Raw genomic sequence first — 13,875 nt, forward strand, 5'->3', positions numbered from 1 at the left:
GAAGGATATACCCACGCCGAAATCGGCGAAATGTTGAGCATGAGTGAAGGTACTTCAAAATGGTACCTGTCTATTGCGCGCAAAGAATTGAAAGAGATGATCAATCGTCAACTCACTAATCAACGGAATTATGCAGGATAATTTACACGACGATTTGTTTACCGACCACGCTTGGCAAGAGATGCACAAGATCCTGGATCGGGAAATGCCAGAGCGGAAACGCCGAGGGTTCCTGTTTTGGCTGTTGCCTGCATTGGGACTGTGCCTCCTGACGGCGCAAGATTCGTTGATGGGAAACGATATTCCGGTGGCCTCCAAAACCGCAATGGGCAATAAGCAGGCAATCGCGGCAAGGAAAGCAGATGAGCAGACCAAGCCCGACAAATCTGCTAAGGCAAAACTCCACAAAGACATACCGCTGGTTCAAAACCAGACAACCCCAGTCGTTCAGGACAACCAGACATCCGTTCAGCTAGAAATTGCTGCCAGACCAGGCAAAGAATTCGGGTTAAAGTCATCTGCAACGGAATCGACAAAGCCAACTGATCTATCAGGTTGGGACGATCATGCCCAAGGCGCAAATCAAGCCACTCCAGAAATTCCGCTGAATTCCTTAACCCCAAAGCTGCCTGTAGCTTCCGAATCGCTACCTGATCAGCAGGGCAGTACAAGCAAACCTGAGTTGGATGATTCCCAGCCACTGTCGGAAAAAAGGAACACCCTTGGCCTTGTTCCTACTGCACATTTTGACCTAAACCAGCCTGACTCCAAGCCGGAAACCCCTGAACTTTCTTTTCAAAAACGCCATCAAAAACTGGAATGGTGGGCAGAAGCAGGGACACAAATCACCAATGGGGTGCAAGGCTTGAGTGGCTATCGGGTCGGCATTCTGGCAGGTATCCCCATGGGCCAATTTCGCTTGCGGGTAGGTACTGGCTTTACCCAAACCGAAGTGGATTTCAAAAGCGTTCAACTCGATTCTACTGGCCAGACCCGCACCATGGATGTGCAACTCAATACCCAAACTACCCCTGGTTTTAATGCATCAAAAGGCAGCAGTACCACTCCAACCGTATCCAGCATCAACCTGCAACTGATCGATTTGAATGTTGGATTGTACCATCCCCTTGGCAAACGCTTCGGTGCGGCATTGGGCGGCAGTGTGCAGTATGTACAAGGCATTCGGTTGGGAGGCCAATACTTTAATGCCAGCTTGTTTGAATCGGCTAACCAGGATAAGACTGCCCCGGTCACTTCCCAAAATGGCGGGTCTACTTCTTCGCCCATTCTGACCCAAAACTCAAGCTTGACCAAAGCCAACTTTCGCAACCTGGTCATTGCGCTGCATGGAGAGCTGTCTTACCAGCTGGCTCCGCGTTGGAGCACCAGTCTGGGGTACCGGTATTCGACCAGAGGGTTCACCAAATCGAGCGATTTGGTGTTGAGACCGAATTGGGTGGAGCTTGGGGTGAGGTTTCGGGTGAAGTGATTTTAAGAGGGAGGGATCAGATGGGTCGGTCATGTGTTAGCGGTTTCCTTTTTGTATGTAGGAATGAGTCAAAATTAGAAAGTGAACATCATCGCTTTGATTCTTGCCTAAAATATCTTAAATTGGCCTAGTAATAATCTTAATATGCAAGCCATCAGAAGTATTTATAAGGTCGAAAACCAGAAATTGGTCATTGAATTACCTGACTCTTTTCAACACACAGAGGTAGAGGTGATCATTTTGCCAGTTGCTGCGGAAGAAGATAAGGCCGTATTGCCAAACGCCATTGATAGGGGGAATAAAACGGAGCGATTGAAAGCATTGTCCTTGTTGAGTGTTTGGGATGAAAAGGATGCGCAGGCGGTTTCTGAAAGTCAGAATTTCATCAATCAATGGAAAGTAGTCGAGTTTTAATTGATACCTCGATTGTAATTGATTATCTACGAAGTTATAATCGACCACAAACAGTTTTTTCAAAGCTTTTTGGTGACAATGAGCTTTATTTGTCTCCTATTTCGGTTTTCGAGTTATTCAATGGTGCAACTTCAGATGCTAAAAAACAGGATGTAGAAAAGATTTGCGAGCAAGTCATTGTGCTGGATTTCGACTTATATACCGCCAAAATCGCAAGTCAAATTTATCTTGATCTACGTACTAAAAATAAACTGATTGAGTTTCGGGATATCTTGATCGCAGCTACAGCTTTGCAGCATACACTGCCACTTGCAACTTTGAATCTTAAGCATTTTGAGCGGATAGAGTGGCTGATACTTAAATAAACACAAGATAAGGAATTACTGAAAAATACCCGAAAAGGATTAAAACAGCTATTGCAAATATGTGGCAAGCATTTATGATAAATCTCAATCCAAGCACAACTACGCTTCAATTCCAAATTAGGGTGACCCTTTGAATATCCAACTGCTTGTAAATCAAATAATTGGGTATTAAAAGGGTCACCCTAGCAGGTTTGAATGATCAACCGCTGTGGCTCAGCACGGCGGGCTTGGGGATATCCTGGTTGCATTTGCGTATAGATTCTAGGCCGAAGTATTATCGGTATGAGGGGTATAAGAAATGGCCTTTTCCAAGTATCTTGCTTTAATTTCTTAACTTGACTATGGCTTGTATCCAGTTTTTTGTGCCTTCTACGATGTACAACCAATAAGTGCCAGGCTCAAATTTTTTTAAATCCAAAATAGCTTTCCCCGCAGTAAAAGTGAACTTTAAGGGTTTTAATTCTCCATTGGAAGCCCACAACTCGATCCTGGCTTTGGAGGGGATAAAACCAGTTCTGGACACTTGTAAGCTCCAGCTATTGTTCTTGCCCACACTTACTTTAATTGGACAGCTTTCTGTTGTATTTCCCTGTGGGGTAAACTTGAACAATTCATTGCCATGTACCCCATCATTGCCAGAGAAATATACTTCACCATTGTGTACAACCAATTCATCCGGGCTGCCATGGGCAGGCCCTGGATTTAGGTCAAAAGCTATTTTCGTATTCTGTGGTGTACCATCGGTTTGCCAGAGTTCGATGCCAAGCTGGTTGGCTGCTATAAAGTAGACAAATGGGCCTACATTGAATAACTCTGTAAGTGCCCAGGTCTTATACACGTCAGTGCTTATGTAGGCTAAGAAAATAGTGCCTTCTGGTGTTCCGTCAGTTCGCCAGAGTTGTCGCCCTTTTTGACTAAGGTCAAAAAATAAATATTGGCCATTGCTTAGGAGTGGTCCGTAATCAGCGCCAGGACTGATTTTATCATTACTCTTGATAATATTCGATAAATTTGAAAATAGTTTCCCTTGGGGGCGTAATAAAGTATAGATACTGTCAATAATAAAATCGAGCGACCTCGTGCGGTTTTGAACCAGGGGATAAGTACCTTGGGGGTAGCCATTTGTCCTCCACATGACTTTATCAGAGCCATTGTTTCCCCCTACAAAACACATTAAAGTGTCTGAAAGCTTGAAAATACTGGAACTCATGAATCCTCCTATTTTTCCAGGTCCGACTTCTTTTAAAAGTTGAATGGATTCAAATCGCTCATCCGTTACCCAAAGTTCAAAACCTTGTTTTTCAGAATAGGCTCTCATTAATAGTTTATCTTGAATTCTGCCCTCGTAGGTAATGTTTGTTAAATCAGAGAATAACCTTCGAAAATTGATGCCTGATACCAGGATTTTTTTATCCAGAATTAGAAGTGAATCTGGCTTAATTACATCAATTAATTGCATAGTTTCAATCGTTGAAATGTTTGTTTCTTTAAGACCAGGTGAATGTTTAAGATCAACATAAACGTATTTTGATTGCTCAAGCAAAGAGCCACTTCGATCTGCTATTGCACAATAAATTCCTCCTTTATAAAGTGTCAAAGCACGTGGACGGGCACTTGCATTAATCGTATTGATGTCTTTGAGCAAGGACAATTTATTTTTTGTGGGATCATAAAACCATAATTCTGTACCATGCCACAAATCATTGATGGCAAAGTACAATCGGTTTTTCCAAAATAGTATGCATTGTTGATAGTAATAGTCTCGATGCGGGGCAGTCCAAATGATTTTAGTATGCTCCGGTGAACCATCAGAAAATAAAAAATGGCTGGTTTCCCCTTTCGAATTCAATGGAGAAAATATTTTTCCAGCTTTACCCATGGTTACTGAACTTGCGAAGGAGAAGCCAAGGGAGTCAGGTAAAATAGTCAGTAGAACTGGCGTGGAGTCTTGGTTCCCTAGCTTCCACAGTTCGTGGCCTTGGAGAGATAAGTACAAAGTATTTCCTGTAGGTAAATAATTGGAAGGGTTTTTATTTTCGGCAAATGCTGCCATCGTTTGAAAATACCCAGGTTCTCCGTTGGTTCTACAAAGGGAGTATGACTTAGTAGCTACAAAATATTTTTCAAAATACAGGTAATTATCTGTGACGTTAAAATTTTTACCAAAAGCAATCGTTTCTACATCTTTTTTTGAGGTTAAGACAATCTGTGGAATCGGGCTCTTCGAGTTGAGCTTCCACAGACTTCTTCTTCTCTCTTCGTGAAAATCCAAGAAATAAAGCTCCGCTTTGAAAGTATTGAGAAATTCGACCCCCATAATTTTTCCGTTGTCGATTGGACATAAAACGGGTTTGGTGCCAGCTGGTCTTCCATCGCTTGACCATAAAATTCTTTGTCTGCTCTTTTTATCGCCGGCTTCAAAAGCAGTGAAGTACATGGAGTTGCCCAGTGTGGCAATTTTTTCAGAGTCCCCCCAACCTAGTATTTCTCCTGTATGGGATAATGCCAATTGTTGATTGACACACCAAAGATGGCTAGTATCAGCGTTGTATTTTTTTGTTAATAAGAAAAGGTGCTCAGGAGTAACCGCCATCATTTGTCCTATCTCCCAGGTGGGAAAAGTGTGTAATACTTTGGCATTATTTTGTTTAATATCAATACACCAGAGCTCAAGTTTTTTCAATTCATTTACAAAGAGAAAAAAAATGAAGTCACCTGACTTCCTAAAATGTAGCAGAAATTTATCCTTGTTGTTGGTATCATACTCTATGCGGGTATCAATTTTACAAATTAAAATCGATGCACCTGTTTGAATATCCCCCTTTCTTATTTCAATCGCTTTTTCTTTATCGAGGGCATAATAAACATGATTATCAAATACCTCATAATCCCACAATAAAACATCTTTGGGGCCAGGTATATGATCCATGAAAATTTTGGTATTCGCTTCTGTACCATCACTCCGAAAAAGTTCTAAACCATGAATTGGATCTTTTGCTAAAAAGACGAATCCATTGATTCCAGCCTTTATGCCATTAGGGGTGCTGCTTTCCGTAGTGGTGTCCATGTCTATGACCAAGGTTTGGCCATTCAAAATACAACTTATAAACAAAAAAGAGCAGAGGAGGCAGGTCCAGTTTTTCATAATGATTAATGTTTTGAATAGCCCTCATTGAGTTGTTCAAAAATATGAAAGAATTCCTCTTTGTTTTGGGCCTGGGCTAATTGTCGTATGTTGCTAAAGCTACGCAAATAGAGCTGTTGTGATGAATACGGGCAGTTTCCCCCTCCAATCACAATTTCTCTGGTCTCGTTCGAGAAATCACCTTTCTTTAAAAGCACAACTTCATCAACAATACCAATTTTGTCCAATAAAGCTTTGATGATTGCGGATTGCAAGGCAAAAGGTATGTCAATACCCAGATATAACTTTTTTACTGAGCCACTTACATTTATTTCGTGGTCAATCAGAACGCTATCTAAATATCCGGCAGCATCAATAGATTGCATGAATATGGGAAATTGATTTTTGATGTAGCTATATCTGAAATTGAACACCAAGTGATAAGGCTTGGGATTGATCTCTCCAAATGACTTGGGGCCTATTTTGAGGTGTTGAACAGGCCCCCAGGCAGTTCGTTCTGTCCTCACATTTTCCGTATCGATGTATTTGAAATAATTTTTTGACTGTGCGGGTAGTTGTATGACTAAGCCAACAAGGGCAAAAAGGCAATTATAAAATTTCATCATTGAACTGGATATGAATTAAAAAGAACTTTGCCCAGGCATGTTTTCCTTGCCCAGGCAAAGCGCACTAATGTTTACTTACACGTCTTTGCGTGCTCAAACACATGCTGTTCAATATCCGCCCATTTTGGATCTTTACCATATTTGCTGAACAAATCGGCACAATCTTCAAACAAGGGTTTGAATTCTTCATTATAATCGGCTTTTTTCAGGCGGTATGCCGCTGCGTTACCCTTACGCACATAGTAGGATTTTTCGTCACCGCCAACCATTGTAATGCCCCCAATACCCAAACTGGTGGTTTCTTTTGCTAATGGATCAAAGTACACTTTCAACTTACCGCTGAACGAAGGATTGACCAACTGTACCAATAAGTTACGTGTTTTTTTGCCAATCCGGACTGGGGCTTGTTCAAAAAAAACGTAGCCTTTTCCAATGATGTCTTTGTCTAAATCAACGTTGTCCCATTGGGTCGCATCCGATAAAAAATCGAGGGATTTGCCCAGTTTGTCCCATCCAGAAGGTGGGAGGTACATGTGTTTGATTTCTGCGGGCTTCAATTTGCGTTTTTTGTTGGAGCCGTCTACGTTTTCCAACACCACTTCCTCGATCAAGCCTTTTTTGCGATCAAGGTCTTTGATGTTGCCTTGTAACTGGGTACCGTTTTGTAAAGTTACATAGGCGTTTTTTTTGCCAGAAAAGCTAAAAGTTCCGGGTTGGAATTTCTGGGCTTGTAATACACTTAGATTAGTGCTGAGGATCAAAATGATCAGCACAAGTTGCAAAGTTGTTTTCATGATTTGAAATAATTTGTATAAAAATTAGTTAATGTGTGTAATTGTTTAACGATCTTTAACGTAAGTTTTCAAATAAAAATCCTTAATCATAAAGGCTTTTAGATACGGCAAAGCTCTACTTTTTTTTTGATTTAACAAAAATACTGGGGCTTTCTTTGTTTAAAAAACTCAACTCCTCGCCCTAATCAACAATTTACACACATCCATTTTCAAAATTGCTGCTAAACTCCGCTTTTCGAGTCTCATTCAGCCTAAATTGGCCTCATTTTCGCCTCAAACAACAAAAATTAAACATGCTCTTATCCCTCCCGTAAATGCTGAACAAAATAACCTCAAATCCCAAGCTGCTCTTCCTCATTGATGGGGTGGGTGCACTGCTTTCCGCCTTTCTATTAGGCGTAGTGTTGGCAAGTGCTGAAGCGACCTTCGGAATGCCCCCCGAAACACTCTACTTCCTGGCCGCTTTAGCCTGTCTATTCGCCCTTTATTCTTTTTGGAACCATGTTCGATTTAATGAAAATTGGCGCCCTCAGCTGCGAGGAATTGCCATTGCGAATCTGCTGTATTGTGGCCTTACCGCCGCTTTTGTGATTTATTTTCGCCAAGAACTGACCAAATGGGGATTGACGTATTTTTTGCTGGAAATGGTGGTGGTTCTGTGCCTAGTGGCGATCGAATTCAAAACCCTGATTCAGCGCGGCGTATAAATTTTATCGCTCCTTACAAGTATGAAAGATGTTTGGTTTTTTTATTTTCTCGGTTATAACCGAGAAATATCACATTATTTCTCGGTTATAACCGAGAAATAATGTATTTTTAAACTAAATTCTCTTTCCATGCTCATTCTACGCACCCTTTATTCAACTATTTCCTCCCGTCTTGCTCCAGGCAAGGCAGTAATTGTATTGGGCCCTCGCCAAGCTGGGAAGAGCACCATTTTGGATGAAATTGGAAAGCAAAGCGCTCTGAAAGTACTGCGATTGGATTGTGATGATGCTTTGGTAAGGCAGCGGCTACAAGACCATACCTTACCAAATTTACAAAGTCTGATCGGCGATGCGGAATTATTACTAATCGACGAAGCGCAAAGGGTAAAAAACATTGGGTTAACCCTGAAAATCATCATTGATCAAATTAAAAAGCCTCGCCTTCTGGTGTCTGGTTCTTCTTCCTTTGACTTGGCCAATGAAGTCAATGAACCATTGACGGGGCGCAAATGGGAATTCATGCTTTTGCCTATTTCCACCAGCGAAATGGTGCTACATCACGGTACTTTTGAGGAAAGTCGGCATTTACACCAACGCATGATGTATGGCATGTATCCTGAAGTGGTCACCCACCCGGAACTGGAACGCCAACTACTCAACCAACTAGCAAGCAGTTATTTGTACAAAGATGTGTTTGCTTTTCAAGAATTGCGTAAGCCTGAACTATTGGACAAACTGGTTCGTGCCCTGGCTTTGCAAATTGGTAGTGAAGTTTCATTCAATAATTTGGCATCCTTTTTATCTTGTGATATCGAAACCATTCAACGGTACATTGACTTATTGGAAAAGTCCTTTATTGTTTTTCGTTTACCCGCGTTTAGCCGCAATATACGCAATGAACTCAAACGATCTCGCAAGATTTATTTCTGGGATTGTGGGATCCGCAATGCATTGATTGGGGACTTTCGCCCCTTGGATTTGAGGACGGACGTGGGTGGATTATGGGAGAATTTTTTAATCGCGGAACGCAGGAAGTACAATCTTTATCGAGAATTCTATGGGCAGTCGTATTTCTGGCGCACCACTCAACAACAGGAAATAGATTATCTTGAAGAATACGACGGCAGTATTCATACCTACGAATTCAAATGGAATCCATCAAAAGGGGCCTCATTGCCAGAGGTATTCCAAAAGGCTTATCCTAATGTAGGTTTAAAAGTGGTTAATCCACAAAATTACCTGAGCTTTTTGACAGAAGATTAATCCTCACACAAACCAAATCTCTGCACTAATTGTAAGATCATGGTTGTTTTAGTTTTTTGTTGTGCCAGCGGACCAGGTTAAATTTCCATAAATTTTAACAAAAAAAGAGAGTGAAAATCATAGCTTTCACCCTCTTTTTTTTCATATAACCACTCCAAGCAACTTACTGCTGATAGTAAGGCTTTTCATTTTTGCCACCCCCTTGAATCACTTCTAAACGGCGCTTGAACTCTTTGGAAGCTTCCAGTTCGTTCTTTTTGGCGTGGATTTCTTTCAAGGCGATCAGGGTGTTGGTATCGTTGGGATCCAGGGCTTCTGCGCGCTTGAAGAAAGGCAGTGCCTTTTCAAACTGAGCGAATACCTCTTCCTTCATTTCTTTGTATTTCTTCAAACCTTCTTTGGAATAATCGTTTTCCAAAGTGTTCATTTTTTGAGTAGTCACGGCTGCTTTGTTGTAGTACAAGGCACCGATGCTGTACACTGCGTCAACGTTTTTGGCATCTTTGGCGATGGCCTGGTTGTAATAATCCAGGGCAGCGTTGAAGTATTCTTCTCCTTTGGCCTTGTCACCTGCTGTTTCCGCTTTTTGATACAGGTTGTCGTAAACGCTGCCCAAAACGGTGTACAAAGAAACGTTGTTTGGTTCTTGAGCGATAGCGGCTTTCAGCTTTTCGATCAGGATGTCCAACTTACCCAGTTTCAGGTGGTGGTTGATGTCGGCAAAAAGCAAGCTGATTTCTTCAGGATAACGCTTACGGCCTTCATCCAGGTAAGTATAAGCAGCGTTGATGTCAGTAGCCGCATTCATGGTATACAGACTCTCGTAGATGGCCGCCTTGTCGTATTTGGCTTGATACAATTTTTCCAACAAAGGCTTGGCAACATCGTTTTTCTCTGCCAGTAGCGCTGCGGTTGCAGTCAGAAACATGGCATAGTTGTAGGCTTCCTCCGTATCCAGGATACTTTTTTGGGCATTCTTTTTTAACTCTTCATGAGAATTCAGCAACAATTGGAAGTTCTCATAAGCCAATTTGTACTTCTGCTCTTCGAAAGCGACCCGACCAAAATTGTCCAGGAAACCTTGTGCAGCTTGAAATCCAGCAAGAATGTCTTTGGTTTCAAATTTTTTGGTCACCAAAGGCAAGGCTTTGGCATAAGCACTGTACGCTTCTACGGCAGGCGCTTCGGCAGTAGGAAGCTCTTCCAATTTGCCCAATCCAGTCGTTTTGACTTGCAAAACTTCCTCCGCGATCGAGTTGTAAATTTTGCCTTTGGTAACCCAGGCATCCAAAATGGCCTGGTTTTCGGCAGCGCCCATCGCTTTGTCGATGGCGTCTTTTGCGTCTTTCAGCTTGGCTTTGTTGTTGAAATGGTCAAGCGTAAAAGTGTTGTATGCTTTTTTTGCATCTTTATAGTCCTGCGCATTGGCTGTTGTAGAGATCAACAGGAATGACAAAGCCAGAAAAAACAGTTGTTTCATGTTAAAGATGATTTAGATTGAATAAAGTCATGATTGTGACGAACATCGTTGTGACACGCATAGTTCTGACGCAAATGTCCATGAATGGATCAATTGTTTGGGCTAATGTAGGAAAATTTAACCAAACCTTAATTTTAGGATTGCCAACAAATTTCCAAAAGTTGGTAAAATTTTAAACAACCCTAAAATCCCCGAGCCTAAGATTCTACAATCTCCGGTTCAGTTCCAGTTTCGGTTTCCGGTTCAGTTCCCACTTCGGTTTCAGTTCCGGTTTCAGTTCCCATTTCTATTTCGGCTTCTTCTACCTCAGCACCTACAACAGGTTTTACCACTGTTACATCGGCAATATCGTCGTCATCGTCGAGGCGGATGACGCGTACTCCCTGGGTAGCGCGGCCCATCACGCGCAGTTCGTTGATGGCCATCCGAATAATGATGCCAGAACGGTTGGTGATCATGAGATCATCCTCATCCCGAACGGATTTTATAGCCACCAGCATTCCGGTTTTATCGGTAATCTGGATGGTTTTTACCCCTTTACCACCGCGGTTGGTGAGGCGGTATTCTTCTACTTCAGAGCGTTTTCCGTTGCCTTTTTCAGAAACCACCAGGATGGTCGATTCTTTGTCGTCGGGCGCGATGCACACCATGCCCACTACGGCATCTTTGCCATCGTCGACCAAAGTCATGCCGCGAACCCCGGCTGCACTGCGTCCCATTGAACGAACAGCAGACTCGTTGAAACGCACAGCGTAACCCCGGCGGCTGGCTAGGAATACTTCGTGATTGCCCCCGGTCAGCCAGGCTCCCAACAATTGGTCGTCTTCATTGATGGTGATGGCGTTGATGCCACCCGCGCGTGGGCGAGAGAAAGCTTCAACGGGTGTTTTCTTGATCACGCCATGTTGGGTACAGAACATGATAAAGTGATTGTCCACAAAGTCTTTGTTCACCAGGCTCTCGATGATGATAAAGGCTTTGACCTTGTCTTCTTTAGGTATCGCGAGGATGTTTTGAATGGCCCGGCCCGCTGCGGTTTTGGCCGCTTCCGGAATCTCGTAGCCTTTCAACCAATAACAACGACCGGCTGAAGTAAACAACAACAGGTAGTGGTGGGTATTGGTCACAAACATGTGCTCGATGAAATCTTCATCGCGGGTTTTGCTGCCCCGAGAACCTCTGCCGCCGCGGGTTTGCTGCCGGAATTCAGATACTGGCGTACGCTTGATGTAACCAAGGTGAGAGATGGTAATGACTACCTCTTCCTCCTTGATCATGTCTTCCATGTTGATCTCGCCGTCGGCAGCTTCGATAACAGTGCGGCGGGCATCTCCAAAATTGGCTTTGATCTCGGCCAATTCCTCTTTGATGATGGTTCTGCGCAGTTCTTCGCTGTCCAGAATGGACTGTAGGTAATCGATCAATTTTTTGATTTCCTCGTACTCGTTGCGCACTTTGTCGCGTTCGAGTCCGGTCAGGCGCTGAAGGCGCATATCGAGAATGGCCCGGGCCTGAATTTCTGAAAGACCAAAATTGCTCATCAGACCTTCGCGGGCTTCCTCTACCGTACGCGAACCCCGGATGAGGGCAATCACTTGATCCAGGTGATCCAGGGCGATGAGCAAACCTTCCAGGATGTGGGCGCGTTCTTCGGCTTTGCGCAGGTCAAACTTGGTACGGCGCACTACCACTTCCAAACGGAATTTGATGAACTCAACAATCATGTCTTTGGTGTTGAGCGTATACGGACGCCCGTCTACCAAGGCCACGTTGTTGATCCCGTAGGAATTTTGCAGCGGAGAAAATTTGTACAACTGACTCAGCACCACTTTGGCAATGGCGTCGCGCTTGACGTCCAATACCACCCGAATCCCCAAACGGTTGGATTGATTGGAGATGGCCGAAATGCCTTCGATCCGTTTATCGTTGACCAATTCGGCGATTTTTTCTTCCAAAGAAGAAATATTGACCTGATAAGGTACTTCGGTAATGATGATTTGCTCTTTGCCGGTTTTGGTGGTTTCGATTTCCACCTTACCCCGCAATACCACCCGACCACGACCGGTACGGAAAGCATCCCGGATGCCCGACATACCATATATAATGCCTCCGGTAGGAAAATCGGGCGCAAGGATGAATTCCATCAATTCATCCGGAGTGATGTCTGGATTGTTGATGGTAGCCGTTACCCCATCAATGACTTCACTGAGGTTGTGGGGCATCATGTTGGTGGCCATCCCTACCGCGATACCCGTAGCACCGTTGACCAACAAGTTGGGAAAACGCGTAGGCATCACCGAAGGCTCGGTCAGGGTATCATCGAAGTTGTTGGTGAAATTGACGGTGTCTTTATCAAGGTCGGCCATCAATTCGTCGGCAATTTTGCGCATCCGGGCTTCGGTATAACGCATGGCCGCAGGGCCATCGCCGTCAATGTTGCCAAAGTTTCCCTGAGGATCGATGAGTGGGTAGCGCAACGACCAATCCTGGGCCATCCTCACCATGGTATCGTACACCGAGGTGTCACCGTGGGGGTGGTATTTACCCAGTACTTCACCCACAATACGAGCAGATTTCTTGTGCGCTTTGTTGTAGGTTACGCCCAAATCGGACATACCATACATTACCCGGCGCTGAACCGGTTTGAGTCCGTCCCGAACATCAGGCAAAGCACGCGAAACGATCACCGACATCGAATAATCGATGTAGGCTGACTTCATTTCGTCTTCGATGTTTACGGGAATAATGCGCTGATCTAGAGGCATGCAAAATGTGATTTTACTAAACGCTGTTTCAAGCTTAAAAAATGGTAGGCAAAGATACAGTTTTTTTTGGGAAGCCCAAAACGCAATAAAAAAATGAATTTTAGAAATAAATTTGACAATTCAAAAAATAACTGTACTTTTGCACCGCCTTACAGGGCTTACAGTGCAATACTTTCCTTCGAACAATTGCCTACCAAGCCTGCAATCACAGGCTTAATATGTCAAAAGGGTCGCGCGACAACAACAGAAAGTGACGGATAGTGCGCCCCAGACATCTAACACAACTTAATGAAACAAGTTAAATTTTCTGACCTGGCACTGAGCCAGGATGTGCAAAGCGCGATCGATGACATGGGCTTTACAGAAGCCACGCCTATCCAATCCGAAGCTATTCCTCATTTGCTCAACGGGAACGACCTGATCGGTCAGGCCCAAACAGGTACGGGCAAAACTGCTGCATTTGGCATTCCTTTGTTGGAATCCATAGATTGCAGCACCAGAGAAGTAGCCGCAATTGTATTGTGTCCTACTCGCGAACTGGCAGTACAAGTAGCTGAAGAGCTGCGCAAACTGGCCAAGTACAAAAAAGGATTGTTCATCTCTACCATATATGGTGGCGATTCAATCCAGCGCCAATTGAAAGAGCTGAAATCTGGCCCACAAGTGGTAGTCGGTACTCCTGGCCGCGTGATGGATCACCTTAAGCGCAAAACCTTGCGTTTGGACAACATCTCTATGGCAGTTTTGGACGAAGCTGATGAAATGCTCAACATGGGTTTCCGTGAAGACATTGAGAGCATTTTGGCGCAAATGCCGGTTTCTCGCCAAACGGTTTTGTTCTCCGCTAC

At 43.7% G+C, this 13,875-nt stretch carries 12 protein-coding genes; 7 read left to right on the top strand and 5 right to left on the bottom strand.

The window, feature by feature from the left end; genetic code table 11:
- Positions 1 to 130 precede the first annotated feature (130 nt).
- The 4 genes from ABW391_RS20455 (at position 131) to ABW391_RS29610 (ending at position 2,594) form a co-directional block, all read left to right on the top strand.
- On the top strand, positions 131 to 1,489 hold the full coding sequence (locus ABW391_RS20455; RefSeq protein ID WP_353483772.1) for a hypothetical protein: 1,359 nt from the start codon (positions 131 to 133) through the stop codon (positions 1,487 to 1,489).
- 144 nt (positions 1,490 to 1,633) lie between these two features.
- Positions 1,634 to 1,903, top strand: a complete 270-nt coding sequence (locus tag ABW391_RS20460; RefSeq protein ID WP_353483773.1) for a hypothetical protein — start codon at positions 1,634 to 1,636, stop codon at positions 1,901 to 1,903.
- The gene (locus tag ABW391_RS20465) at positions 1,882 to 2,268 is read left to right on the top strand and encodes a type II toxin-antitoxin system VapC family toxin (protein WP_353483774.1); all 387 of its coding nucleotides are present in this window, start codon (positions 1,882 to 1,884) and stop codon (positions 2,266 to 2,268) included. Before ABW391_RS20460 ends, ABW391_RS20465 begins: the two co-directional genes overlap by 22 nt.
- 191 nt (positions 2,269 to 2,459) lie before the next feature.
- Complete coding sequence (locus tag ABW391_RS29610; protein WP_502916340.1) at positions 2,460 to 2,594, top strand: DUF6940 family protein; 135 nt, start codon at positions 2,460 to 2,462, stop codon at positions 2,592 to 2,594.
- Here the strand turns inward: ABW391_RS29610 and ABW391_RS20470 are convergent.
- The 3 genes from ABW391_RS20470 to ABW391_RS20480 all read right to left on the bottom strand — a co-directional run bounded on the left by ABW391_RS20470 (position 2,591) and on the right by ABW391_RS20480 (position 6,812).
- Positions 2,591 to 5,413, bottom strand: coding sequence for a hypothetical protein (locus tag ABW391_RS20470; RefSeq protein WP_353483775.1), 2,823 nt, complete (start codon positions 5,411 to 5,413; stop codon positions 2,591 to 2,593). The genes ABW391_RS29610 and ABW391_RS20470 overlap by 4 nt on opposite strands.
- Positions 5,414 to 5,418: 5 nt before the next feature.
- Positions 5,419 to 6,018, bottom strand: a complete 600-nt coding sequence (locus ABW391_RS20475) for a hypothetical protein (protein WP_353483776.1) — start codon at positions 6,016 to 6,018, stop codon at positions 5,419 to 5,421.
- 71 nt (positions 6,019 to 6,089) lie between these two features.
- Complete coding sequence (locus ABW391_RS20480; RefSeq protein WP_353483777.1) at positions 6,090 to 6,812, bottom strand: hypothetical protein; 723 nt, start codon at positions 6,810 to 6,812, stop codon at positions 6,090 to 6,092.
- 314 nt (positions 6,813 to 7,126) lie between these two features.
- On the opposite strand from ABW391_RS20480, the gene ABW391_RS20485 reads away from it, so the two are divergent.
- Positions 7,127 to 7,519, top strand: a complete 393-nt coding sequence (locus ABW391_RS20485) for a hypothetical protein (protein WP_353483778.1) — start codon at positions 7,127 to 7,129, stop codon at positions 7,517 to 7,519.
- Positions 7,520 to 7,648: 129 nt separating this feature from the next.
- A complete protein-coding gene (locus ABW391_RS20490) occupies positions 7,649 to 8,782 on the top strand; it encodes an ATP-binding protein (RefSeq protein ID WP_353483779.1) in 1,134 nt (377 codons plus the stop codon).
- Positions 8,783 to 8,945: 163 nt separating this feature from the next.
- Here the strand turns inward: ABW391_RS20490 and ABW391_RS20495 are convergent, their stop codons facing one another.
- Both ABW391_RS20495 and gyrA read right to left on the bottom strand, forming a co-directional pair.
- Positions 8,946 to 10,262, bottom strand: coding sequence for a tetratricopeptide repeat protein (locus ABW391_RS20495; RefSeq protein ID WP_353483780.1), 1,317 nt, complete (start codon positions 10,260 to 10,262; stop codon positions 8,946 to 8,948).
- A 197-nt stretch (positions 10,263 to 10,459) separates the two neighbouring features.
- Entirely contained in the window at positions 10,460 to 13,027 is a 2,568-nt protein-coding gene (gene gyrA, locus ABW391_RS20500; RefSeq protein WP_353483781.1) for a DNA gyrase subunit A, read from the bottom strand.
- A gap of 288 nt (positions 13,028 to 13,315) precedes the next feature.
- Between gyrA and ABW391_RS20505 the strand changes: the two genes are divergently transcribed.
- Positions 13,316 to 13,875 (top strand): DEAD/DEAH box helicase (locus tag ABW391_RS20505; protein ID WP_353483782.1); only part of this gene is annotated, 560 nt, incomplete at its 3' end.

This window comes from Haliscomenobacter sp. (assembly GCF_040403615.1).
Lineage (GTDB): Bacteria > Bacteroidota > Bacteroidia > Chitinophagales > Saprospiraceae > Haliscomenobacter.